The sequence below is a fragment of the Phyllobacterium sp. TAF24 genome, from assembly GCF_052113785.1.
Lineage (GTDB): Bacteria > Pseudomonadota > Alphaproteobacteria > Rhizobiales > Rhizobiaceae > Phyllobacterium.
In genome coordinates this window covers 1-23232 of record NZ_JBFRDN010000031.1, presented here as the reverse complement: position 1 = coordinate 23232, position 23232 = coordinate 1, and the positions used below count along the sequence as shown (strand labels likewise).

Annotated in this window: 23 protein-coding genes; 17 read left to right on the top strand and 6 right to left on the bottom strand. The window is 53.9% G+C overall.

Going from position 1 to position 23232, the window contains the following annotated elements; translation table 11 throughout:
• Nucleotides 1-4 precede the first annotated feature (4 nt).
• From AB4Y96_RS21525 to AB4Y96_RS21485, 9 genes are all read left to right on the top strand, one after another.
• Nucleotides 5-883, top strand: coding sequence for an ABC transporter permease (locus tag AB4Y96_RS21525; RefSeq protein WP_441919819.1), 879 nt, complete (start codon nucleotides 5-7; stop codon nucleotides 881-883).
• A 1-nt stretch (nucleotide 884) separates the two neighbouring features.
• Entirely contained in the window at nucleotides 885-1706 is an 822-nt protein-coding gene (locus AB4Y96_RS21520; RefSeq protein WP_441919770.1) for an ABC transporter permease, read from the top strand.
• Nucleotides 1707-1713: 7 nt separating this feature from the next.
• Nucleotides 1714-2478 (top strand): aspartate/glutamate racemase family protein, encoded by a 765-nt coding sequence (locus AB4Y96_RS21515; RefSeq protein WP_441919769.1) that lies wholly within the window; start codon nucleotides 1714-1716, stop codon nucleotides 2476-2478.
• Nucleotides 2479-2640: 162 nt separating this feature from the next.
• Nucleotides 2641-3489, top strand: a complete 849-nt coding sequence (locus AB4Y96_RS21510) for a transporter substrate-binding domain-containing protein (protein ID WP_441919767.1) — start codon at nucleotides 2641-2643, stop codon at nucleotides 3487-3489.
• Nucleotides 3490-3589: 100 nt separating this feature from the next.
• Nucleotides 3590-4333 (top strand): amino acid ABC transporter permease, encoded by a 744-nt coding sequence (locus AB4Y96_RS21505; protein WP_441919765.1) that lies wholly within the window; start codon nucleotides 3590-3592, stop codon nucleotides 4331-4333.
• Entirely contained in the window at nucleotides 4330-5109 is a 780-nt protein-coding gene (locus AB4Y96_RS21500; protein WP_441919763.1) for an amino acid ABC transporter permease, read from the top strand. The genes AB4Y96_RS21505 and AB4Y96_RS21500 overlap by 4 nt, the downstream gene beginning before the upstream one ends.
• A gap of 13 nt (nucleotides 5110-5122) precedes the next feature.
• Complete coding sequence (locus AB4Y96_RS21495) at nucleotides 5123-5917, top strand: amino acid ABC transporter ATP-binding protein (protein WP_441919761.1); 795 nt, start codon at nucleotides 5123-5125, stop codon at nucleotides 5915-5917.
• A 10-nt stretch (nucleotides 5918-5927) separates the two neighbouring features.
• Complete coding sequence (locus AB4Y96_RS21490; RefSeq protein WP_441919759.1) at nucleotides 5928-7280, top strand: MmgE/PrpD family protein; 1353 nt, start codon at nucleotides 5928-5930, stop codon at nucleotides 7278-7280.
• Between the two features lie 25 nt (nucleotides 7281-7305).
• Entirely contained in the window at nucleotides 7306-8601 is a 1296-nt protein-coding gene (locus tag AB4Y96_RS21485; protein ID WP_441919758.1) for an LLM class flavin-dependent oxidoreductase, read from the top strand.
• 78 nt (nucleotides 8602-8679) lie between these two features.
• Here the strand turns inward: AB4Y96_RS21485 and AB4Y96_RS21480 are convergent, their stop codons facing one another.
• Nucleotides 8680-10314, bottom strand: coding sequence for an ABC transporter substrate-binding protein (locus tag AB4Y96_RS21480; protein WP_441919756.1), 1635 nt, complete (start codon nucleotides 10312-10314; stop codon nucleotides 8680-8682).
• Nucleotides 10315-10744: 430 nt separating this feature from the next.
• Nucleotides 10745-11179, bottom strand: coding sequence for a winged helix-turn-helix transcriptional regulator (locus AB4Y96_RS21475; protein ID WP_091881857.1), 435 nt, complete (start codon nucleotides 11177-11179; stop codon nucleotides 10745-10747).
• Nucleotides 11180-11266: 87 nt separating this feature from the next.
• Between AB4Y96_RS21475 and AB4Y96_RS21470 the strand changes: the two genes are divergently transcribed.
• From AB4Y96_RS21470 to AB4Y96_RS21450, 5 genes are all read left to right on the top strand, one after another.
• Entirely contained in the window at nucleotides 11267-12082 is an 816-nt protein-coding gene (locus tag AB4Y96_RS21470) for an oxidoreductase (RefSeq protein ID WP_441919755.1), read from the top strand.
• Between the two features lie 56 nt (nucleotides 12083-12138).
• Entirely contained in the window at nucleotides 12139-13140 is a 1002-nt protein-coding gene (locus tag AB4Y96_RS21465) for an NADP-dependent oxidoreductase (protein WP_441919754.1), read from the top strand.
• 133 nt (nucleotides 13141-13273) lie between these two features.
• The gene (locus AB4Y96_RS21460) at nucleotides 13274-13555 is read left to right on the top strand and encodes a hypothetical protein (RefSeq protein ID WP_441919752.1); all 282 of its coding nucleotides are present in this window, start codon (nucleotides 13274-13276) and stop codon (nucleotides 13553-13555) included.
• Nucleotides 13556-13730: 175 nt separating this feature from the next.
• Nucleotides 13731-14270 (top strand): DUF2867 domain-containing protein, encoded by a 540-nt coding sequence (locus AB4Y96_RS21455; RefSeq protein ID WP_441919750.1) that lies wholly within the window; start codon nucleotides 13731-13733, stop codon nucleotides 14268-14270.
• A 394-nt stretch (nucleotides 14271-14664) separates the two neighbouring features.
• A complete protein-coding gene (locus AB4Y96_RS21450; protein WP_441919748.1) occupies nucleotides 14665-15285 on the top strand; it encodes a LuxR C-terminal-related transcriptional regulator in 621 nt (206 codons plus the stop codon).
• 133 nt (nucleotides 15286-15418) lie between these two features.
• Here the strand turns inward: AB4Y96_RS21450 and AB4Y96_RS21445 are convergent, their stop codons facing one another.
• Nucleotides 15419-15751: a hypothetical protein gene (locus AB4Y96_RS21445; protein ID WP_244518380.1), complete on the bottom strand. Its 333-nt coding sequence runs from the start codon at nucleotides 15749-15751 to the stop codon at nucleotides 15419-15421.
• 138 nt (nucleotides 15752-15889) lie between these two features.
• Nucleotides 15890-16927 (bottom strand): oxidoreductase, encoded by a 1038-nt coding sequence (locus AB4Y96_RS21440; protein ID WP_441919747.1) that lies wholly within the window; start codon nucleotides 16925-16927, stop codon nucleotides 15890-15892.
• On the opposite strand from AB4Y96_RS21440, the gene AB4Y96_RS21435 reads away from it, so the two are divergent.
• On the top strand, nucleotides 16912-17565 hold the full coding sequence (locus AB4Y96_RS21435; RefSeq protein ID WP_441919745.1) for a TetR/AcrR family transcriptional regulator: 654 nt from the start codon (nucleotides 16912-16914) through the stop codon (nucleotides 17563-17565). The genes AB4Y96_RS21440 and AB4Y96_RS21435 overlap by 16 nt on opposite strands.
• Nucleotides 17566-17662: 97 nt before the next feature.
• Entirely contained in the window at nucleotides 17663-18433 is a 771-nt protein-coding gene (locus AB4Y96_RS21430; RefSeq protein ID WP_441919744.1) for an SDR family oxidoreductase, read from the top strand.
• Between the two features lie 372 nt (nucleotides 18434-18805).
• Here AB4Y96_RS21430 and AB4Y96_RS21425 read toward each other — a convergent pair whose 3' ends face one another.
• Nucleotides 18806-19597, bottom strand: a complete 792-nt coding sequence (locus tag AB4Y96_RS21425) for a helix-turn-helix transcriptional regulator (RefSeq protein WP_441919742.1) — start codon at nucleotides 19595-19597, stop codon at nucleotides 18806-18808.
• 86 nt (nucleotides 19598-19683) lie between these two features.
• Here AB4Y96_RS21425 and AB4Y96_RS21420 point away from each other — a divergent pair, with 86 nt between their 5' ends.
• Nucleotides 19684-21264 (top strand): MFS transporter, encoded by a 1581-nt coding sequence (locus AB4Y96_RS21420; RefSeq protein WP_441919740.1) that lies wholly within the window; start codon nucleotides 19684-19686, stop codon nucleotides 21262-21264.
• A 236-nt stretch (nucleotides 21265-21500) separates the two neighbouring features.
• On the opposite strand, the gene atzF is transcribed toward AB4Y96_RS21420, so the two are convergent.
• On the bottom strand, nucleotides 21501-23232 hold a 1732-nt coding region (gene atzF, locus AB4Y96_RS21415), incomplete at its 5' end, for an allophanate hydrolase (RefSeq protein WP_441919738.1).

Genomic DNA, 23232 nt, shown 5'->3' with positions numbered 1-23232 from the left:
ACCCATGCGGCCGCCTCGCAAGATATGGCGTTGGTCAAACCTCCCGCTGGTTTCGTATCTTCAGGCGATGCCGCTGGCACTCATTCTTGGCCTGTTCCTGCTCTTGCCGATCCTTACGATCGGTATGGTTAGCTTCTGGGACTACGACTCCGTGCGCATTTACCCGGATTTTGTCACATTCAATTATACCGAGACACTTGGCTCATGGGTGACGTGGAAGATCTACCTGAATACATTCAAGTTCACCCTGATCGTCTGGTTGCTCACTTTATTCATCGGCTTCTGGGTGGCTTATTTCCTTGCCTTTCATATCCGATCAGTCACCATGCAGATGGTGCTGTTCCTTGTCTGCACCGTACCGTTTCTCACATCCAACATTATTCGGATGATTTCGTGGGTGCCGTTTCTGGGGCGCAACGGCCTGATTAATTCATCTCTGATCAAGTTGGGCATAGTACCCAAGCCATTAGAATTTCTATTGTTTTCAGAGTTCGCCGTTGTTCTCGCCATGGTGCATCTCTACACACTCTTCATGGTCACTCCGATCTTCAATACGCTGATGCGCATTGACCGTTCGCTGATTGAAGCGGCCCGCGATGCGGGAGCCTCCGGATTTCAGATACTGACGAATGTGATTATACCCTTGGCTAAACCCGGCATTGCTATCGGTTCGATTTTTGTCGTCACGCTGGTTATGGGCGATTTCATTACTGTACGCTTCATGTCAGGCGGGCAGAGCGCCTCGGTGGGACTGATGATGGCGAACCAGATTTCACTCCTGCAATATCCTGCCGCCGCCGCCAATGCAGTCATTCTTCTGATTGTCGTTCTTCTGATTGTAGCCGCAATCCTGCGCGTCGTTGATATTCGCAAGGAGCTTTGAGATGCATTCGGAAAAGCGCTCCCGCGAATTCTACATCCTCGCTTTCTTCTTTACGTTGTTCGTGCTGTTCCTCTACGGGCCGCTCTCGACGATCTTTATCCTTTCATTTCAGGGGCCATCCGGTGGATTGACCTTTCCGATGAACGGAGCATCACTGCACTGGTTCAGCAACCTTTTCGAACAACAGGCCGTCGGGGATTTTGGCGGATCGTTCCGGCGATCCATGATCCTGGGGTTGATGACAACTACGACCACAGTTGTTGTATCCCTGCTGGCCGGTCTGGCGTTTCGGCGCAGGTTCAAGGGATCAACATTTCTCTTCTATCTCGCAATTTCCAGTCTCGTCGTGCCTTCCATCCTGATCAGCCTCGGCATCGGCCTGTTTTTTCAGGTTCTTGGCATAAGGCCCGCATGGTGGTCATCCGGCCTCGGTGCACATCTGACTTGGACGCTGCCATTTGGTGTGCTCATCATGTTTGCCGTCTTCAATCGTTTTTCACCTGTTTACGAAGAAGCGGCGCGGGATCTCGGTGCCAATGCGTGGCAAACCTTTCGTTATGTGGTGCTGCCGATGATTGCGCCGAGCCTGATAGGCGTCGGGCTCTTTGGCTTTACACTTTCCTATGATGAATTTGCCCGTACCCTGATGGCGGCAGGTACATTCAACACCCTGCCACTCGAGATTTACGGAATGACTACGAATGTGACGACTCCGGTGCTCTACGCACTCGGTACCGTTACATCAGCCTTTTCCTTCCTGATCATCATTATTGCCTTGACCGCGATCATCATCGTCGGCCGACGTCGGGCACGCATTGGATAAACGGCATATGCGCATTCTTCTCGTCAATCCCAATACAACCGCCAGCATGACTACTTTGATAGAGAGTGCTGCGCAGTCTGTGGCTGGTCCTGCAACGACTATCAGCGCACAGACATCTCGCATGGGCCCGGTGTCCATTGAAGGTTACTACGATGAGGTATTTGCGGTTCCCGGCATGCTGATGGAAATCGCCGAGGGTGAACGGGCGGGAGCTGATGCCGCTATCATCGCCTGTTTCGATGATACCGGTCTTGATGCCGCGCGCGCGATGGCCTCAATCCCGGTGCTCGGTATTTGTGAGGCCGCCGTTGCGACTGCTGCAACCGTAGCCCAGCGTTTTTCAGTTGTGACTACGCTCGAGCGTTCCATTATGCCGGTGAAAGGTCTGATGCACCGTTATGGAATGTTGGATCGCGCGACGGTGCGTGCGGCGGATATTCCCGTCTTGTCCCTTGATGATCCATCATCCGGGGCATTGACAAAACTACGCATCGAAATCGAAAGAGCTTTAACGGACGATCAGGCCGAAGCGATTGTCCTTGGCTGTGCCGGGATGGCTGATCTCGCCCGTCAGTTACAGGATGAATACGGCGTGCCGGTTGTCGATGGGGTCAGTGCTGCCGTCAAACTTGCGGAGGGCCTTGTTGCACTAGGATTGCGGACCAGCAAACGCGGTGCCTATGCCACCCCCCTTGCCAAACCCTATATGGGAATTCTGGCTTCATTTGCTCCACAAAGCCCAAAAAACAATAGTGTTTGGACAGAAACTTGATGGAAGGGCATTCTAATATTTTTGGTAATTGGCACAAATGATTTGGTAATTTCCACATTCGTGTAATTAAAGTTTCCAAGAGGCCCGTTTCACGAAAACACATTTCTCGCAAAAGAGTGCGTCCTTTCGTAGATTTCTCGCATATTCAATGAGGGTAGGCCTATGTTGCCAAATGCTGGACAAGTCGCGAAAAAACTTCTGGATGTTGGCATTCTTGCTGCATTTCTCATCGGTGCCAGTTCTGCGCACGCGGATGCCACGCTCGACAGGATCAAAGCTCGTGGCAAGCTGACCGTCGGTGTGATCCTGTCAGGTGCTCCGTTCGGCTACATCGACCCGAAGACTCAGGAACAGAAGGGGTTGAACATCGATGTGGCCAAGGCGCTGGCGGCCGGTCTGGGTGTTGAACTTGAAACGCAGACCGTGACGCCGCCCAACCGTGTTCAGTTCTTGCAGCAGGGCAAGGTCGATATTCTCATTGCCAATATGCAATATACCGAAGAGCGCGCCAAAACGCTTGGTTACGTGCCTACCCCGTATGACCGCGTTGGTGGCGCTGCCGTGGGGCGCAAGGACAGCGGCATAAAGGATTGGACCGATTTGAAGGGCAAGACCGCCTGCGTATCGCAGGGCTCAAACTACACCCAGCCTTTGATTGAAGAATATGGCGCACAAGTAAAGGCGCTTCCAAGCCAGCCGGAATCTCTTCTCGCCCTCAAGGGCGGAAATTGTGATGTCGCAGTGCATGTCAGCGGAACAGTTAGTCTGATGCTTGAAGACCGCGCTGACGAATGGAAAGACTACGCCATCATTATTCCATCCGATCTTATTCCTTCTGACTCGGTCATCTGGTTGCGCAAGGGTGAAGGCGATACGCAGGCCGCTCTCGACAACATCGTCAAGTCGCTGCATGTCTCAGGCAAGCTTATCGAATTCGCAAGAACAAATCGTCTACCGAGCATTGCCTATCTGGAAGAGCAGCAGAAAAAGCTGAAGGACGGCTCGCAGTAAAATCGTGTCGTCGCGGCAATTGGAAAATTTCTGCAGACAAAGGACAACCCTGCAGTTTGCCGAAATGCGCCGGAGAGCTCTGAATCGAATGGATATATGAATGCTGGACGGTTTCACCACACACTTCATCGATTTGATGAAAACCGTCGGGCTCAATTTCGAGTTTCTTACCAGTGGTTACGAAGTCCGGATGTGGCTGGATGGAATGGTGACCACGCTGGTTCTCGTGGTCATCACCATTCCAATCAGCCTGATTTTCGGTGTACTTTTTGCAGCGGCCCTGACTTCTGGCAAGAAATGGCTTGCAGTACCAGTGCGGGCCTACGTCGAACTGACCAGAAATACGCCGACACTCGTGCAGCTGATGTGCGGCTTCCTTGTGCTGAATATGCTGATTTCAAACGCACTGGGCGGTGCCCAGAATAATCCTCTCACGCCTTTTTTCTGGGTCGTGGCCATCACCGGCCTGCATGTAGCGGCATTCCACGCGGAAGCCTTGCGCGGCGGCATTGAAGCAGTGCCATCAACGACGATCGAAGCGGCCCGGGCGATTGGTTTTAACTCTCTTCAAATCCTGCGCTATGTGGAATTACCGTTAGCCGTCCGCTCTGCCCTGCCCTCGATTATCAATAATCTCGTGAACCTTGTAAAACTGACCACCGTCGGTTCGGCAATTGCGGTGGGTGAAATTACCTACGCGTCCATCATGATCTGGACGCAGCGCGACAATGTGGTCGAACTGATGCTGGTTATTCTTCTGTTCTTCAGTCTCATCAACCTTGTGGTAGCCCGAATTGGCTACTGGCTCGAAAAACGCCTTGCAGTGCCGGGGTTTGGCCAATGAGTATAGTATTAAAGCAAGAGCGCGCCAAACAATTACCCTTCGGCGGGATCTTTGCAGCCGTTCTGGGACTGACAGTCATAGCATGGTTGTTTCTGAACCAGTCGTTGGGCCAAGTTCTCCTCGAGTGGTTGCCCTATCTTGCCAAGGGTTTCACCATGAATGTACTTATCAGCATTCTGGCAATCGCCATCGGCACACTCATCGGTATTGCGCTTGGCGTGATGGAGCTTGCGCCTTTCGCCGTAGTCCGCGCGCCGGCACTGGTTTATGTACAGATTTTCCGCAACGCACCACATCTCGTTCTGATTTTCGCTGCCACCTATATCTTCCCGTTCGAACTGGTGATTTTTGGCAATTATGTTCCCTTCCCCGATTGGGTAAAAGCTGTGGTTGGGCTTGCCATACCCGCCAGCGCGCACATCGCTGAGATCACCAGGGGCGCTATTCAATCCATCCCGACAGCTCAATGGGACGCGGCACAAGGTCTCGGCTTTTCGCGCAGCCAATCGCTTCGCTGGATTATTCTACCGCAATGTATCAAGCGCTCGCTGCCACCGTGGATGAACCTCTATGCCTCCATCACCATGGGGACAGCGCTTGCATCGCTCGTGGGTGTGCATGAATTATTGCATTCGGCAAATGACGCCAGCACAGCCGTACAGCGCACCGACTTTACGGTTGTGGTTTATCTCACCGTCCTGATAGCATTCTTTCTGTTTTGCTATCCGGTTTCCCGTTTCACGCAATATCTTGAGCGGCGCCTTGCCTCGCGTTAGCCCGGAAGTTCCCATGTCTTTAACCGTACCAACGTCAGCAATTCTTGTTGAACTCCAGGATGTTCACCTCTCTTTCGGATCAAATGAGGTTTTGAAAGGGATCGACCTCAAGGTAAACAAGGGCGATGCCGTCTCGATCATCGGACCGTCTGGGTCTGGAAAATCAACCATTCTGCGGTGCATCAACGGCCTGCTGATCCCGCAATCAGGAAAGATCACAGTTGGTAGAACAAGGGTCGACGAACTGAAGACCGAAACCGAGCGAATAGCATTGCGAAAGCGTATCGGCATTGTATTCCAGCAATTCAATCTCTTCCCGCATCTGACCGTATTGGAAAACATCACCATTGCTCCGCGGAAAATCCTGGGCATCTCCGAGGCAGAAGCCAATCGACATGCGCGTGACCTTCTGGAAAAGGTTCGTCTGGAGCAGAAGGCCAATGCCTATCCGGGGCAGCTTTCCGGCGGTCAGCAACAGCGGGTTGCTATCGCCCGAGCGCTCGCCATGCGTCCGGAACTTGTGCTCTTTGACGAAGTGACTTCGGCGCTTGACCCGGAAACCGTTGGTGAAGTGCTGGCTGTCATTCGCGATCTTGTCCGCGAGGGTATGACCAGCATTCTCGTAACCCACGAGATGCGTTTTGCAGAAGAGATCAGCGATACTGTGGTTTTCACCGAGAACGGGCTGATTGTCGAACATGGAACGCCAGATGAGATATTCAGCAAATCCACCAATCCACGCATCAACAGCTTCGTAAATGGCCTTGGCGGACGCGCGACCCCGCTGCACGATGGCGAAGGAATTTGAGAGGCGTTCCATGCACGAGACACAAATCCCTATAACCCTCGCTCTTTCAAAAGCCATACTGTCATCCCTGCCGCTTGATGATGCGGAAGCTATCAAAGCAGCACGTACTGCCCTTATTGATTTTTTCGCCTGCGCATTTGGTGGCGCCGACGATCGGAGTACAAAGATCCTGATGGAAGTGCTGGCTGGCGGGAGCTCCGGCGAAGCCATTGTCATCGGTCACGCCAAGCGGTTCGACCTCTTCACTGCAACGCTCATCAATGGTCATTCGGGCCATGTTCTCGATTATGATGATGTACACGCGAGCGTACGTGGCCATCCGACTATTGCGATCATTCCCGCACTTTTGTCAGTCGCAGTACAGGATAAAAAAAACGCTTCTGACTTCATCGCCGCCTATGTGGTTGGACTGGAAACTATGGCCCGGATCGGGCTTGCAATTGGAACCAAGCATTATGAAAATGGCTTCCACGCAACGGCGACCCTCGGGACAATCGGTGCTGCAGCTGCAATCGCTTATTTGCTCAAGTTCTCAGAACAGACAACTGCTGTCGCTCTCGGCTTGGCTGCTACCCAGTCGGCAGGACTTCGTTTGCAATTCGGATATGATGCAAAGCCTCTCCATGCGGGGCTTGCTTCGCGTGCGGGCCTGATGGCAGCACGGCTTGCACAAGCGGGCTTTCAGGGAGCACCGAATTTCCTTGATAACCGGATCGGCTTTTTTTCAGCTTTTTCTTTTGGTGATGAGCAACCTCATCACGTGCTGGAGAACTGGGGGAAACCCTGGCAGATTGTATCACCGGGGCTGACACTCAAGGCTTTCCCATGTTGTACTGCAAGCCACCCAGTCGCTGTTGGCGCGCTGCAATTGCGTGAAACAAGAAAGTTTGAGCCGGGATCAATTCAGGCTGTCAATATAACTTTCCCTCCGGGCGGTGACGCAGCGCTTGTTGCGGGCACATCACCCAATACCGGGATTGATGCACGATTCAGCGCAGAATATGTTTTTGCTGCAGCCCTGATTGATGGTGAATTGAGCATCGGTCATTTCGATGAGCGCCCGGTGCGCAGCGACCTCCTGGAACTGGCAACAAAGGTAACACGCAGTCATGATGCGACGGCGCGCAGACTATCACCCGACCCTACCACGAGGTTCGTGGTTATCGACGTGACACTCAACAATGGGCAAAGGATTTCCCACCGTGTCGAAGGTCTTCCCGGGATTTCCGACCCATCGGAAAAATTCGCTGATGCGACAGGCGGAAATCCGAAATTTGCCGGGATACCAGTGCTGGTTCGTACGATGACAAGTTCCGAAGACCTGCAGACACTTGCTCACCTTCTCAATCAGAACACAAACTGAGTTAACGCGCTAAAGGCTTGCCGACATGACCGATAAAAAGCAGATCCACCTTGGCCTCTTCCTGCAGGGAGCTGGACACCATGTATCCGGTTGGCGGCACCCGCAAGCGGAGGCAGGCAGCGAGAATTTTGACCTTCTGCGCCGCGTCACGCAAATGGCGGAAGTTGCAAAATTCGATATGGTGTTTCTTGCCGATGGCTTGACCAGCGCTGTCGATGCTCATCCTTCGATGATCGCCCGATTCGAACCGCTGACGCTGCTCTCGGCGCTCGCCATGGTGACAAGCAAGGTGGGACTTGCTGCCACCTCTTCTACCACCTACGGCGAACCTTATCATACGGCGCGCGCCTTCGCCTCAATCGACCATTTGAGCCATGGGCGTGCCGCCTGGAACATTGTAACGACATCTTACGCCCGGACGGCCAATAATTTTTCCAAAAGCCATCCTGAACATGACGAACGCTATGCGGTTGCCGAAGAGTTTGTGAATGTCGTGTGCGGCCTCTGGGACAGCTGGGCCGACGACGCATTCACCAAGGATAAGGCACGTGGTGTTTACGCCGATCCCGAGAAAGTGCATGTGCTTGAACACAAGGGCAAATATTTCTCGGTGAAGGGTCCATTAAACATCCCACGCCCTCCCCAAGGTCATCCCGTACTCATTCAGGCGGGTTCATCTGGACCGGGGCAGGATCTCGCAGCCCGAACAGCAGACATTGTTTTCACTGCCCAGCAAAGCATTGTTGAAGCCCAGACTTTTTATAGAAGCCTGAAAGAACGCGTGGCTGCATTTGGGCGCGATCCTGCAAGCGTGGCAGTTATGCCGGGCTTCATGCCGGTCATCGGCAAAACATTCGAAGAAGCCAGCGAAAAGCTCAAGGAATTGGATCACTGGACCGACATTGCCAGCGCAATGCCGCTCCTTGAGGAACGTATTGGGCACAGCCTTGCTCCATATGATCTGGATGGTCCTTTGCCGAGCCTGCCCATTTCCGACCAGCTACGCAGCCGTGCCGAACTTCTGACCCAGCTTGCGCGACGGGAAAATCTTACGATCCGTGAGCTTGCCTTGCGGGTGGCCGCAGGGCGCGGTCATCATATAGTCATGGGAACAGGTGAACAAATCGCCGATCGGATGCAGGAATGGTTTGAAAATGGGGCTGCTGATGGCTTCAATATCATGCCGCCCTTTTTCCCGACAGGGCTTGAAGAATTCAACGAGCACGTAGTTCCGATTCTGCAACAGCGCGGCCTGTTTCGCACAGAATATGAGGGTTCAACATTACGCGATCATCTGGGTATCGCCCGACCCGCGCTTTGAAGCGCGCACTTAGCAATATCTGCAATCTCTGTTTGCGATAAAGCTGTGTCATGAACAAAGCAGATCAAGTTACAAACCTCATTTGTAAACCGTATAAACCCTGTTGGGGCCAAAGGACGAAAGCGCATATCCTTTTGTATTCGTCCGAACTCCGGCAGCCTCAATTTGTTGAAACAATATGACGAAGGGGCTGGTTGCCAGTACTTTCTTCTGCAAATCCCGGTAATCCTGCGTGCGTTTTTCCGTGTTAAATTCGACAAGCGCTGCCTTGGTTGCCTTGGTCAGCTCGGGCACATCCCAGGCATTGCGCCATGCAAGCGTCTTGTTGGTGCCCGTATCGGCATTATCAGGATTGCTGGTGAAGGTTTCCGCATTGGAATTCGGATCCCAGTAATCCGTCCCCCACGGACCAATGAAAATGTCATGCGCCCGTGCCCTGTATTTGGTCAATGTCTGTTTGCCGTCGCCGGGGATAATCTCCAGCTTCACACCACCCTGCGCAAATGTCTGCTGCAAAGATTCGGCGATACCTGTAATTGGCTGGCCGTTGCGCACGTCTATGGTGACTGTGAAACCATCTTTAAGCCCCGCCTTGGCCAGAAGCTCCTTGGCTTTGGAAACATCGAGCGAATAGGGATTCTCGTTGAGTTCACCCAGAATGCCCTTGGGCAGGAAGGTCTGGTGGATCTCGCCGATACCCTTGATCAGCTTTTCGCCGATGGCATCGTAATCAACGAGATACTTCAGCGCTTCGCGCACCTCGGGCTTGGCCAGATTCGGGTTCTTCTGGTTAAGACTGAAATAATAGATTGTGCCCTTTGGCGCACTTGTCGTCTTGATGTCGCTGTTTTTAACGACCTGTTCCAGATCGTTCGGTTCCAGATTGCGGGCAACGTCAATGTCGCCCTTCTCCAGTAGCAGGCGCTGCGTGGCGCTTTCTTTGACGTGGCGATAGATCACGCGGTTGAGCAGCGCCTTGGTGCCGTAATAATTGTCATTGCGTTCCAGAACGAGGATTTCATTGGCACGCCAGTCGCGGATTTTCATCGGACCGGACCCGGCATAGTTAGTCTTCAACCAAACATTGCCGTAATCATTGTCAACGATGTGTTCGGAGATGAGTTGCTTATCGACAACTGATACGACACCTGATGTTAAACAGTTCAAGACGAAGCTTGGCGCATAGGGCTGATCGACGGTGAACACGAACGTGTTCGGATTGGTTGCCTTGGCCTTCTCGGTCACATTGTCAGGCTTCAGGCCAAACTGGGTGAGAATGAAGGCCGGGCTCTTGTCGATCTTGATGGCACGCTCGAAGGAATAGGCCACATCTTCAGCGGTCAGCGGATTGCCGGAGGCGAATTTGAGGCCCTGCTTCAGCTTGAACGTATAGGTCAGACCATCATCGGAAACCGTCCAGCTTTCGGCAATATCGGCGGTAATCCTGGAGGAGTCGTTAATATCAAGGCGCACCAGCTTGTCATAGGTATTGCCGTTGATTTCACCACTTGTCAGCTCAAATGCCTCAGCCGGATCAAGCGTAATCAACTCATCTAACGCCCATGCCTCCACAAGGGTATCGACAGGAGTAACTGCGTGCGCAGGCGATCCAGATGTCAACAAAACTGCCAGCACAAATCCGGTGACAGGCAAAAAGCGCGCCGCCATTTTCCGCACGCCATTCGAAGTATTCACTGCTGCTGACCATGACATGGTAAAATCTCCTGCGTTCAGGCAAAACGCATCAGCGCTTGGTCTGCGCATTCAAGCAGAACCAAGATGATTGCCTTTGAGGCTTGCGGTAGTTTGCCGGTAAGTTACTGGTCTTGAACCGTCACAAACGGCAATTCCTGCCCTTCATGACTTGAAAAATCTTATCAAATCCATTGAATTCAAGAAGGAGGTTGCGGTTCAAACTGAGAGCAATATGCAGCAAATTTTTCTGCCGGTAACCGCGAAGCTGGGATATTTGGCTTGTTGCGCAATGACTGCTTCCATGCCGGAAGGCTTCAGAGCCTTGCGACGTAATGCCAGGAACTGATGCTGGAGGCCTATCCAATTTTGACCCTGGTGGTCGGTTCCGGCTAGCGGGTGCGGTCGTGAATCCGCCACTCCCCTCATACTTACTTGCTCGTGAGAGGATTTATTCCGGCTCAGCAATGCGAATGGGGCGTGTTCCGATCTCAGCGCCGGTCGCGCGATCGATAGTGACAGGATCGATCTCTGTTCCGGTTTCAGCGTCGAAGAACCTCGTCACCTCAGCTCCGCCGCCGCGGTGCTTGCGCCCCCACGCCCCTATTGCGAACAGTACAGGCAAAAAGTCCTGCCCAGCCGCCGTCAGGACGTACTCGTCCCGTGGGGGCCGCTCCAAGTAGCGGCGTTTCTCCAGCAACCCATCTTCTGTCAAGGCAGCCAGACGGCGCGTCAGGATCGTCGGTGCGATGCCAAGGCTCTTGCGGAAATCGTCAAAGCGCGTGAGCCCTGCATGGGCATCCCGCATGATGAGCATGCTCCATGCGTCGCCTACAAGTGCAAGGCTGCGGGCGATGAGGCATGGCTGGTCTGAAAGTTTTTCCATGTTAGTATCTTTTTGATAGTGACTTAATATCGAAATGATAGTATCTAATCTTCAGGCAATAATCCATACCAAAAGAAAGACAATGAAATGAATGAGAAATCCAAGGGTATTGCCCTGGTTACGGGGGCGTTCTCCGGCATAGGGCTGGCAACCGCACGGGCATTGCAACGCGATGGCTACCGGGTGTTCGGAACCAGCCGTAAGGCTATGACTGATACCTCGGATGGAATTACATCGCTGATCTGCGACGTCACCGATGAACAATCCGTACAGAAAGCGGTTGACGAGGTTATACGCCTTACTGGACGGATTGACCTTCTCGTCAACAATGCCGGGATTGGGTTGCTTGGCGGTGCGGAGGAATCCTCGGCTAAACAGGCCAAGGCTCTCTTCGATGTGAATGTATTCGGAGTTCTGCGGGTGACGAATGCCGTCCTGCCGGTCATGAGGCGTCAGCGAAAGGGCAGGATTATCAACATGAGCTCGATCCTCGGGCTGATCCCTGCACCCTATAACGCGCTCTACGCGTCGACAAAACACGCAATCGAGGGCTATTCTGAATCCTTGGACCACGAAGTGCGCACGCAAGGCATCCGTGTTGTGCTCGTAGAGCCCGGTGTCACCCGCACTGCCTTCGAGGAGAACCTTACGAGAGCAGATCAGCCGATTCCTTTGTATGATACCGCTCGTGCCGGTGCGGAGACGCTGACGCGTGAGCTTGTCGAGGCAGGAGATGCACCTGAGGTGGTCGCCGATATAGTCGTGAAGGCGGCAAATGCAGTTTCACCCAAGAGGCGCTACACAGCCGGAAAAGCAGCAGGGCAAGTGCGCTTCATGCGCCGCTTCCTGCCGGAGTCGTTTGTCGACAAAAACCTTCGCAAATTCAGCAGGCTTCCCGCCTAAGCGTCTACTGCCGGTTTTTCGGCAGTTCGCCTACTCAGATACGAAAGTTAACTCTCATGAAGGCTTTTCTGATCGACCGCTATACAAAAGGTGGCGCTTTGCGGCTTGGCGAAGTTCCTGATCCGGAGCTGCGGGAAACCGATGTGATGGTCCAGATCCACGCCACCAGCGTGAACCCCCTTGATGCCAAGATCAGGGATGGTGAGTTCAAGCTCATCCTGCCATACCGCCTGCCACTGATCCTCGGCAATGATGCGGCGGGTATAGTGATCAGGGTCGGGTCCAAGGTCAGCCGCTTCAAGCCGGGCGATGAGGTCTATGCGCGCCCGAGCAAGGATCGCATCGGCACGTTCGCCGAGCTCATTGCGATGAATGAAGCCGACGTGGCTATGAAGCCGAAGAACCTGACAATGGAAGAGGCCGCGTCAATTCCACTCGTCGCGTTGACGGCGTGGCAGGTGCTTGTCGAGCGTGCGAACTTGAAGAGTGGCCAGAAGGTCCTCATCCATGCTGGTTCCGGCGGCGTCGGGATGATTGCAATCCAGCTTGCCAAGCATCTGGGAGCAACCGTGGCGACGACAACGAGCACAGCCAATGTCGACCTTGTGCGAAATCTCGGTGCAGATGTCGTCATCGACTACAAGAAAGAGGATTTCGAAAAGGTCCTGCACGGCTATGATGTCGTGCTGAACAGTCTCGGCACAGATACGCTGGAGAAATCGCTCCGTGTGCTGAAACCGGGCGGCAAACTTATATCGATCTCCGGACCGCCTGATCCGGCTTTCGCCAAGGAGAACGGTTCTGGCTGGCTGCTTCAGCAGGCCATGCGTCTGCTCAGCTTTCGCATCCGAAGGAAAGCAAAACGCCGTCAGGTTAGCTATTCGTTCCTTTTCATGGCACAAAGTGGTGAACAGCTCCGCCAGATTGCCTCACTGATCGAGACAGGAGTGATACGGCCGATAGTGGATCGGGTATTCCCGTTCGAGCAGACCAATGAAGCGCTGGCGTATGTCGAGACAGGTCGGGCGAAAGGCAAGGTTGTCATTACGGTAAAATGAGGGTGGTACCCTCAAGTTCTAAGCTTGGCAGGTCACACCAACCCATGCCGTGTCGAAGATCTTCGCAAAAAACTCGAAAGTCGTTAGCCATCGAACAGTTACTCAAACGCGTTAGCTGCAAGACACCGACCGATTGTCCAGTCTGACGCAGTGTGTCATCGTCCGCGGTCCCGTTCATAACAATCCTGCCGAAGGTTTGAATGATGGCGTCCAGCGCACCGTTTCCGAAGAAAATATCTTTCTGGTGTCGACCGATGACACCCCAACCATCGTACGCGTCAACAACAATCCCAACACGGAAGACGGCGCTCCCGCTATGACTCCGGATGGTCGCTGGATTTATTTCGAATCCCATAAAGGTGATGACGATACACCGACCCAGATATGGCGGATCGCCACCCCAAAAATACCGTAAGGGGATGGATGGTGCCGCGTCAGTAACGGTCATTGTGACCAATTGCTCACCCACGTTTGGGCGGGGTAAGATGTGGGGGACATGCGCCGCAGGGCAGAGCTTAGCGTGCGATTCTTTCCGTTTTCTGAGACAACACCAACTGGCGGAGGGGCGCAGAAAATTTAGGGTAAACGTGATGCCAACAAAATACGCACTTGTCACATCTGTGCCCATACCTGCAGAGGCAGTGGTGGGCCACACCTACGAATTAGTACATTTGGCTGACGCCTATTCGGTTCAACTTCCAAGTGGCACCCTTACTGACCCGGAGTTGCTGGCAAGATTCCTCTTCTCCCAGCAACCGCGCTGGATTGGCGGCCTTATGAAAATGCGAGATGCTCTCGTTGCTGGACTAGGTCTCAAGACAGCCCGTCATCTCGAGTCCATTGGCGAACACGACCAGGCGAATCGTCTTGGAATATTCAAGATCTATGGCAAAAGCAGTCTTGAAATCGTATTCGGAGAGGACGACAAACATTTAGACTTTCGTCTATCTGTTCTTTGCACCAGTCCAGCGGCAACGCAAGATGAGCAAAGTCTGGTTTTCACCTCCGTTGTTCACTGTCACAACCGCCTGGGGCGTATTTATATTTTTCTAATCGCGCCGTTTCATCGCCTAGTAGTGCAGGCAAGCCTACGCCAGGCTGCCCGCCTTGGCTGGCCATGTCAGCTCTGAGCCGTATCACCACGACGGAATATTGCACCCATAAGCTTCGTCTGCTCGCGTGTGTCGAGCAAGTGCCTGATTCACCCGCCCTCCGGCACCTCGGCGCGGACTTTATTGATATCAATCAGCTTGAGAAAGCCATAAGTAACATCGTAGTTGATGGTATAGGAATACTTGATTGCCAAGCTTTTATCCTTTTGCCGATCTAGGTGTCGACCTTGCATCTTTTAGAGGCCGCCGTTCGTCCCAACGATATATTTCGGACAGATAGTGCACCCCACCGAGTCCTGTATAGTGCAGATGCACTAGCACGAATGGATTGTTTTGATTGCGTGGTTGAGACCGTGTACGGCAAACAGCGTGAGGAAAATGAACGTATAAAAGCTTGGCCAAGGAGATCCGCATGGAGAATGAGAACTCAGCACCAGAAAGAATACTCCTTGCCGACGGGCAACATCTCTATAGAGAAGGTTTGCACCGGTTTATTGAGCAGATATTTCCAGATGCAGAAATCAGGGAGGCGGTTGGCTTTGAGACTTTAACAGGCAGCCGCGAGTTTAATCCTGATCTGATCATTATCGATTTCTATTGCCCGGACTACGATCCCGTTACGACGGCGAAATGGTTGCGGGGTGAGTTTCCATCGGCCTTCATTATTTTGCTCGCTGCTCTGCAAGATCGTAAGATCATAGATGCGCTACTTGAAAGCGGAATTGATTGTCACGTTAGCAAGTTTGTCTCGAATGCGGAGCTGACACAAATATTGCTTGAAACAAAGGTCGGTTCCTCTGCTTTGGTTTTAGAGGAAAACGGTCGCTGGGGTTTGACCCCGCGTCAGCGAGACGTGTTGGACCTGCTGGTAAAAGGTATGTCGAACAAAGAGATTGCGCGCGCACTTAAGATTTCTCCATTCACTGTGAGCATCCATGTGTCGGCGGTCATGCGCTATCTCGAAGTCGATTCACGGACTGCTGCAGCCGCCAAGGCCGCCGGCAATGGCATATCGCAGAACCACGCTGTGTGAGCAATCACCAGGTCTGCTTATACACTCGGGGGAAACAGCTCTTGTTCCGACCCCTTCTTGTCGCACATGCCGGACGCAAAAATCAGGCTCCTGTCGACCGCTGTCTCCCACATTTATGACTTTGGACCCCCGGTTATACCGTCCAGGTCCAGTCGATCGGATAGTTGAAAATCGGGGTGAACGTCACGCCGACCGCCTCCATTTCCCTGCGACCGTCAACGACCATCTCCTTCAGTCGATCTAATGCTGCCGCATGCTCGTCCGTATCCCAGATGCTAATTTGCACGATCGAGCCCTTCGGCGAGACGCCTGCATAAAAGTGAAGGAGCCCCGGCAGCCGTCTGATGGCCGGGATTATAAACTCCGATGTCTTCTTGCTTGCGGCGTCAACTTCGGCGAACCGGCTGGGGTCGAAACTGGCGCGCGAGACGCGAACAACAGCGGTGGTCGGCAACGGCTCGGCCATTGTAATTCTATGTGTCATAGGGATCCTGCCTCCTGACAATACTTCACCATGTCCATCAGCGTACGAAAATCGAAACGCCTTGAATTCCCTCGCAGCGGTCTGCGTAGCTTTGCCTCCTCCTGGTCAAGAGCCCATATCCTAGAACGAACGTACGCCGGTTAACTCAACCGACAATTGCCAAAGGCGGTCGGCAAGCACCGGATCTTTGGCAGAGGAAACTGCTTCGACCAAGGTTGGATAACCCTTCATCTCATTGCGCCCATCTGGCCCGAAGAACTGGCCGCCCTCAACGTCTGCAGCGCAAGCGGCGTACAACAGGTTAAGGGCACCCATCTCAGCAGTTTGTGCCATGAACCGATTGCCTATCCGCATAAAGAGATTGAGAAACCCCGTCGGTCCGCTCAACTGCAGATTGGTGGCAGAATATCCGGGATGTGCAAGCAAACTGCGGACCGGTGATTGATGTGCCCGGAGGCGGCGATCCAATTCCAGTCCAAAAACAGCATTTGCGAATTTCGACTGCGCGTAGAATGCAACCCGGCCATATGTCTTCGCACCTGTCAGATCGTCAAAATGAATAGTTCCACGTTTGTGAAGATCAGAGGTGACCGTAACCACTCGCGGATCTTGTCCCTTGCTCAATCGTTCAATCAACAATCCTGTCAGCGCGAAATGAGCCAGATGGTTGACGCCAAACTGCAACTCAAAACCCTGTGGTGTCAGTGTTCGTGGCGGCATCATGATGCCAGCATTGTTGATCAGGACATCGATGGCCGTTTCGTTGGTGATGAGCCCAAGTGCAAACTGTTTGACCTGTTCAAGATCCGCCATGTTAAAGATACGCAATTCCAGTTGCGCGCGGGGAACGATCGACCGAATCCGCGCAACGGCTGCCCGCCCCTTCGTTTCATCGCGCACTGTCATTAGGACACGCGCGCCCCGGCGAGCCAATTCAAGGCTTGTGATATAGCCGAGACCACTGTTGGCTCCCGTCACCAAAAAAGTTCGTCCTGATTGATCAGGTATGTCGTTGGCTGTCCATAGAGCCATGGCGCACCTCTCATTTCCGCACTGCCGCATAATTGCGCACTGTGGGCTTTGCTCCGCATGTAAACAGTGTATAGTTCCAGAATGGCACATAATTTGATCACTGTATAGATATGACCACGATGTCATCGAAATCACATCTGCCGGCTGAAAAAGACGAAGGCCGTGATACTTACCATCACGGTGCTTTACGCGACGCTTTGCTGCAGGCAGCCACTGATATTTTGCGCGAAAACGGACCTGAAGGTTTCTCATTGCGCGAAGCTGCGCGCCGCGCTGGGGTTTCTCCTGGCGCGCCTGCCCATCATTTTGGCAGTGTCGCCGGACTTTTAACGGAAGTTGCAATCGACGGGTTCGTCGAACTTACCGAAGCCCTGCGCCGAGCTCGCACAGCCAGTTCCAGCCCGGGAAGCCAGCTCCGCTCACAGGGCGAGAGCTACGTCAGCTTTGCTATCGGCGCTCCGGGACGGTTTCAACTAATGTTCCGCCACGACCTGCTGCTTAAAAATGATGAGCGCCTTGAAGCTGCTGGGCAAGCGGCGCTGGCTGAGCTTGAAGCGAGTATTCGGGATTATCTCACTACAGGCCTATCCGCCGACGAAAGCCGCCTACAACCGCTGTTGTTGGGAGCATGGTCCACGGTTCATGGATTTGCACATTTGGCAATCGATGGAAAACTCCAGACCATGGCCTTCCCGAATTCTCTCGTTCATTTCGTCGCGCAGGCCTTGCCGGAAGTGTTGCTCGCAATGCTCCCGGACAGATAACCAAGAGAATTGTCTGGACTCTGAAAGACATCGCTTGGCAAGATTGGTGAAGGACCACTGGCATATGAGATGACGCTGCTAAGCCGCGGGGCGTACCATGAATATTCTCGAGAAATTTTCCTTGCGGGATCGTGTAGCACTTGTCACGGGAGGCGGCCGCGGTCTTGGCTTCGAGATTGCGTGCGCCTTTGCTGACGCGGGCGCTCATGTGATCATAACCGGACGTACCAGCGAAACATTGGAAAGAGCAGTAGCTGCCATCGTCAAGAATGGAGGCAGTGCGCAGGCTACCGTCTTTGACGTCGCGGATACGGGCGCGAGCCGGGCTGCGATTGCCGAAATCAACAGAGATTTTGGGCGGCTTGATATCCTTGTCAACAATGTCGGCGCACGTGACCGAAGACCCCTCGCTGCGTTCAGTGACGATGATATTCTTCGTCTCATCCAAACCGATCTTGTTTCGGCAATCTCGCTCTCACGTGATGCCGCTGAAATCATGAAATATCACGGCTATGGGAGGCTGATTGCTGTGACCTCGATCATCGGGAGTATCGTCCTTCCCAACGATGCCATCTACCCCATCGCCAAACAAGGATTAACCGCTCTTGTGCGCAGCATGGCTGTCGAATATGGCGCTTCCGGTTTGACGAGCAATGCCATTGCGCCTGGAATGTTCGCAACCGAAACAAACGCGGCGCTGGCCGAAAATCCAGACATGCTTACCTTCGCCCGCCAGCGTGTTCCCCTGCAACGCTGGGGACGGCCGGAAGAAATCGCAGGTGCCGCATTGTTCCTTGCCAGTGATGCAGCGTCTTTCGTCAATGGACATGTTTTAACAGTCGACGGCGGAATGTCTGTCCGCATGTAAGGGGGCCACAAATAATCCGGGTTGATGGGAGTTAGGCCGTACACCATGAACATCAGACTGCGTATTCCCCGATCGTGGCTGCAAATGCATCAACTTGCATTTCCTGTGTTGCCCATGATGTGACGAGACGGATAATGGACGAGGGCTCCTCATGGGGCTCCCAAATGTAGAAATCGAAGTTATCTTGAAGCTTACTGATAAGCACATTGGGCAGGATCGGAAAAAGCTGGTTCGTTTCGATCTCGCAGGGAAATCCCCGCAAGGTTTCGAAACCCGCCGTTCGATCAAGGCTCGGTCGCAGCCCGCCTTGCCACAGGATCAGAAAGATCGTGCGGCAACGACCCCGGTCGGCATAGGATTGTTACGCCGACTTTACTGTCGAAAATACACAACCAACTTGAGGTGCTTGTATTCATCAACTGTCAGCATTTCGTGTATGAAGCTGAGTTGTCTGCCTTCTGGATCAAGGATATTGCCGATGCCGCGAGTGGGGCATTCCACGCCTGGTTTCTCGAACCATAAACGGAAATCCGGGGACAGATTCTTCAGTTCGTCGACCAGAGCAAGCATTGCCGGATCGTTGGGAGCGGTTGCCATATCGGAGCGAAATCGCGTAAGCAACTTTGGCGCTTCGTCATGCCATTGGGGAATGCGGCGGCGGAACTCTGGATTGGCGAAAATCAGGCGAATGATATTTCGGTCCGGTCGCTCCCGATTTTTGAAGCCGAATAAATCGTTTGCGGCCACATTCCATGCAACAACGTCCCAACGTAAATTCACAACATATGCCGGCCGCGTCACGATATCGTCCAGCAGTTGCTGAATGAGCGGGCTAACGGATGGCCAATGATAGGCCTCAGGTGGCGGTGGTCGTCTGTGTGCCAGAAGAAAAAGATGACTGCACTCGGCATCGTCCAGCTTCAACGCTTTCGCCACTTTGAGCAGAAAGCTTTCCGAAACCTGGATGTCTCGACCCTGCTCGAACCATGTGTACCAGGTAAGGCCGACACTCGCGAGCGCGGCCACTTCTTCTCGACGGAGCCCAGGGGTGCGGCGATGGCCGGACGAAGGCAAACCCGCATCGACTGGTGCAAGTTTTCTCCTATGACGCGTTAGAAACTCGGAGAGATCCTTTCGCGTGCGCGCGAGAGTGCGGTCGGCCAAGACTGTTACCTCTAGTAATGGGATAATTTCTTATATTGTAACAGGATATAGCTGCCTTGAAAGTCTTCTCTCAACAAGGAGGCACCATGAACTCTCAGGACAAATTTGATTACTTACTTTCCAGCAAGGCGGCTGATGTACCCCCTTCATCAGTTGCGGTGGCAGGAGCGCGCGAATGGCTGGGGCTGGCACTCCTTGCGCTGCCCACTGTTTTGCTCGGCCTTGATCTAACGCTTCTACATCTGGCACTTCCGGCGCTAGCCGCCGATTTGCAACCGACCAGCACGCAAGCGTTGTGGATCATGGATGCGTACGGCTTCATGATTGCGGGGTTCCTGATTACCATGGGTACGCTCGGTGATCGTATCGGTCGCCGGAAGTTACTGATGATTGGCGCGGCGGCTTTCGCCATCGCATCGGCGTTCGCCGCCTTCTCCACAAGCGCCATCATGCTGATTGCTGCCCGGGCACTGCTTGGGATTGCCGGTGCAACCCTGATGCCTTCAACGCTGGCGCTCATCACGAACATGTTTGCTGATCCAAGGCAGCGTGCACTTGGCTTTGGAATATGGGCAACCATGTTCGCGCTTGGTATGGCGCTGGGGCCGGTTGTGGGCGGCGTGCTGCTGGAACACTTCTGGTGGGGCGCGGCTTTTCTCATAGCCGTGCCGGTTGTGGGGCTTCTGCTTCTTCTGGCACCTGTCTTGCTGCCGGAACATCGCACATCACAAGACAGCACGTTGGATTTCACCAGCGTTGGTCTTTCGCTCGCCGCCATGCTGCCTATGGTCTATGGCATCAAGCAGATCGCCAAGAACAGTTTTGGATTCCATCCGGTTGGTTCAATTGCAGTGGGACTTGTCTTCGCGGTGTTGTTTGTGCGCCGACAGCAGCAACTCGCCGATCCGCTGCTTGATATGTCATTATTTGCCAACAGGGCTTTTAGTGTGGCGTTGATACTGCTTCTCTTTGGCCTCGTCGCTGTAGGCGGCACAATGCTGCTGGTCACACAATATCTGCAACTCGTGGCCGGTTTTTCTCCGCTTGTCGCGGGTCTCTGGATGGGGCCACCCGCGCTTGCCATGGTCGTGGCAGGCGTCACGGCGCCGTTGATTGCTCAGCATGTTCGCCCCGGCTTCGTGGTGGCTGGTGCTCTGGGGTTATCGGTGGTGGGTTATCTTATGTTGACCCAATTGGACAACAGCGCTTCCGGTGTGATGGTCGTCGTCACCGGCTTCTCGTTAGCCTATCTCGGACTTGGTACGATTGCAGCTCTTGGTACGGACCTCGTGGTTGGATCGGCGCCCCCCGAAAAAGCAGGTTCGGCATCAGCTATGTCAGAAACGGTGCAAGACCTGGGCGTATCGCTCGGMATCGCCGTGCTTGGAAGCCTCGCGACCGCCATGTATCGCAAGGCGATGCTTGACCATATACCGGAAAGTCTCGGTCATGCAGCACGTGAGGCCGTTGGCGATAGCTTGTGGGCGGCATCTTCAATAGCGTCAGAATTGCCTCCCGGCCTTATCGAAGAAGCCCAGGTCGCGTTTACTGCAGGATTCAACAGCGCAGCAATATTCAGTGCGGTAAGCGTCACCATCCTCGCTATTCTCGCTGCCGTTTCGCTGCGGCACCTTGGTGTCATTGACGGCAGTAGGTCGAGCCAATGAGGTTGCAGCTTGGTGTTTGTGTCAACGCGGAAGGGCCAGATCCCACCTTCCATCTGACGTCACAGCTAGAACGCGATCACCTATGACTGGTCACCTTTACCTCTCCTGAGAGCGCCTTTCGTGCCGATCCCGGGAGGGGAGATTTATTGCTTCAGCTCGAGCTTTTATCCCATCGAGGAGCAGTCTGACGATAATCCGGGCAAGCGACATACTTTCTCCTTTACTCTGCAAATATCTCATTGCCTTGAGCTCACATACATGCGCCAGCTACCGAGATGACTAATATCTTCAGCCCCATTAACCGCATAGGCCTCGCAGAGAAAGCCGGGGACGCTGGATCCATCATCGAGTTTAATTTTGCCAATACCGAGCGGTTCCGGAATCTGTTGTACGAAATGGCCAAATGCATCGGGAGGCATGAGCCAGACCTCAGCCTCTAACCCCAAACCCTTGAAACCGCGTTCGCGGATGAGACCGGGTTTAGGCGGCACTGTCCCGGAAAGCGCAAACAGCCGGTAATCTGCCGCCGTCCGGCAGGTCTTCAGCAGACGCCCGCCCGCCGTCGTGAGTTGATGATTAAGCGGCATTCCTGAAAGATGCGCCCCAACCACAACGATTGGTACGAGACCATCATCCACTGGCAACATAGCGCTCCCCAAGGGTATCGACGCTTCAAGGTCGATCCCCATGCCAGATCCGGCAGCACGGTGCAGTGCGTCCGCTAAAGGTGCCAGTGCGTCGTCGGTAAAGGCTGGCGCGACAAGCGTGACACCGACCGGTAGATGACTTTCGCCGTCAAATCCTGCCGGCACCGCGATTGCTGCACAATCGAGTAAGTTGACAAAGTTGGTGTAGCGCCCAAGGCGACCGTTGAGGACAATCGGATCAGCCTTCATTGCGGCAACTGTATAGGTTGTGGGCGCGGTTGGCAGAAGGAGAACGTCTGCTTTTTGCCATTCAAGGTCTGTTTTCCGGCGCAGCTCCTCAAGCCTGTAACGGCCATTGAAAGCATCGATGGCCGTCTTGCCCTTTGCACCTTCGATTATTGTTCTCACAGTGGGTTCAAAATCCGCCGCATTCGTTGCAAGAAAATCCTCGACAGCGGCGAGACGTTCGGCCACCCATGGGCCCTCGTACAACAACGCGGCCACTTCGCGAAAAGGAGCGTAGTCAAATAATACTATAGTTGCGCCAAGTGCCCTCACCCGCTCAATGGCCACCTCGTATTGTCGCTCGACCGCCTTATCGCCGAAGAACTCCCGCTCCTCTTTAGGAAGTACTCCGACACGAAGCCCCACGCGCGGTAGCGAAGCATGGCTTGCCTGACGCGAAAATGCGTCAGCAGCATCAAAGCCCTCAGCGATTTTTCGAATGGCGACCCCGTCGCCAACCGTCGGCGCGAAAATGGTAACGCAATCGACACTTCTGCAGGCGGGAACCACGCCGGTGTTTGGCAAGAGCCCCGGCGTCGGTTTTATTCCGACAAGATTGTTGAAAGCGGCAGGAACGCGCCCCGATCCCGCTGTATCGGTACCAAGCGCGAAACAGGCGAGACCAGATGCAACGGCGACTGCAGATCCGCTGCTCGATCCGCCCGAAATATAGCCGGCATCAAAAACAGAACGCGGCGCACCATGTGGAGAGCGGGTGCCGTTAAGGCCAGTGGCAAACTGATCAAGATTTGTCTTGCCGATAACAATGGCGCCCGCTGCCCTGAGACGGGCGACAACAGTCGCATCTGCAACCGGATCATAGGCATAGGCAGGACATCCGGCCGTAGTTGGCAAGCCCGCAACATCTATATTATCCTTTACGGCGAATGGAACACCCCAAAGCGGCAGGCTGTTTGCCTCGGGTGCTCGTGCCATCAGATCGCGCGCCGCTGCCCGTAACTCCTCGGAGGGTGTAGGGGTAATAAAGATCGCGGGATCTGCCGCCGCGGTACGGCGGGTGATCACTGCTTCAACC

Excerpts from the sequence above, each read along its gene's own strand:
- AB4Y96_RS21525 (WP_441919819.1), top strand. The coding sequence starts at position 5 with ATGCGGCCGCCTCGCAAGATATGGCGTTGGTCAAACCTCCCGCTGGTT.
- AB4Y96_RS21520 (WP_441919770.1), top strand. The coding sequence starts at position 885 with ATGCATTCGGAAAAGCGCTCCCGCGAATTCTACATCCTCGCTTTCTTC.
- AB4Y96_RS21515 (WP_441919769.1), top strand. The coding sequence starts at position 1,714 with ATGCGCATTCTTCTCGTCAATCCCAATACAACCGCCAGCATGACTACT.
- AB4Y96_RS21510 (WP_441919767.1), top strand. The coding sequence starts at position 2,641 with ATGTTGCCAAATGCTGGACAAGTCGCGAAAAAACTTCTGGATGTTGGC.
- AB4Y96_RS21505 (WP_441919765.1), top strand. The coding sequence starts at position 3,590 with ATGCTGGACGGTTTCACCACACACTTCATCGATTTGATGAAAACCGTC.
- AB4Y96_RS21500 (WP_441919763.1), top strand. The coding sequence starts at position 4,330 with ATGAGTATAGTATTAAAGCAAGAGCGCGCCAAACAATTACCCTTCGGC.
- AB4Y96_RS21495 (WP_441919761.1), top strand. The coding sequence starts at position 5,123 with ATGTCTTTAACCGTACCAACGTCAGCAATTCTTGTTGAACTCCAGGAT.
- AB4Y96_RS21490 (WP_441919759.1), top strand. The coding sequence starts at position 5,928 with ATGCACGAGACACAAATCCCTATAACCCTCGCTCTTTCAAAAGCCATA.
- AB4Y96_RS21485 (WP_441919758.1), top strand. The coding sequence starts at position 7,306 with ATGACCGATAAAAAGCAGATCCACCTTGGCCTCTTCCTGCAGGGAGCT.
- AB4Y96_RS21480 (WP_441919756.1), bottom strand. The coding sequence starts at position 10,314 with ATGTCATGGTCAGCAGCAGTGAATACTTCGAATGGCGTGCGGAAAATG.
- AB4Y96_RS21475 (WP_091881857.1), bottom strand. The coding sequence starts at position 11,179 with ATGGAAAAACTTTCAGACCAGCCATGCCTCATCGCCCGCAGCCTTGCA.
- AB4Y96_RS21470 (WP_441919755.1), top strand. The coding sequence starts at position 11,267 with ATGAATGAGAAATCCAAGGGTATTGCCCTGGTTACGGGGGCGTTCTCC.
- AB4Y96_RS21465 (WP_441919754.1), top strand. The coding sequence starts at position 12,139 with ATGAAGGCTTTTCTGATCGACCGCTATACAAAAGGTGGCGCTTTGCGG.
- AB4Y96_RS21455 (WP_441919750.1), top strand. The coding sequence starts at position 13,731 with ATGCCAACAAAATACGCACTTGTCACATCTGTGCCCATACCTGCAGAG.
- AB4Y96_RS21450 (WP_441919748.1), top strand. The coding sequence starts at position 14,665 with ATGGAGAATGAGAACTCAGCACCAGAAAGAATACTCCTTGCCGACGGG.
- AB4Y96_RS21445 (WP_244518380.1), bottom strand. The coding sequence starts at position 15,751 with ATGGCCGAGCCGTTGCCGACCACCGCTGTTGTTCGCGTCTCGCGCGCC.
- AB4Y96_RS21435 (WP_441919745.1), top strand. The coding sequence starts at position 16,912 with ATGACCACGATGTCATCGAAATCACATCTGCCGGCTGAAAAAGACGAA.
- AB4Y96_RS21440 (WP_441919747.1), bottom strand. The coding sequence starts at position 16,927 with ATGACATCGTGGTCATATCTATACAGTGATCAAATTATGTGCCATTCT.
- AB4Y96_RS21430 (WP_441919744.1), top strand. The coding sequence starts at position 17,663 with ATGAATATTCTCGAGAAATTTTCCTTGCGGGATCGTGTAGCACTTGTC.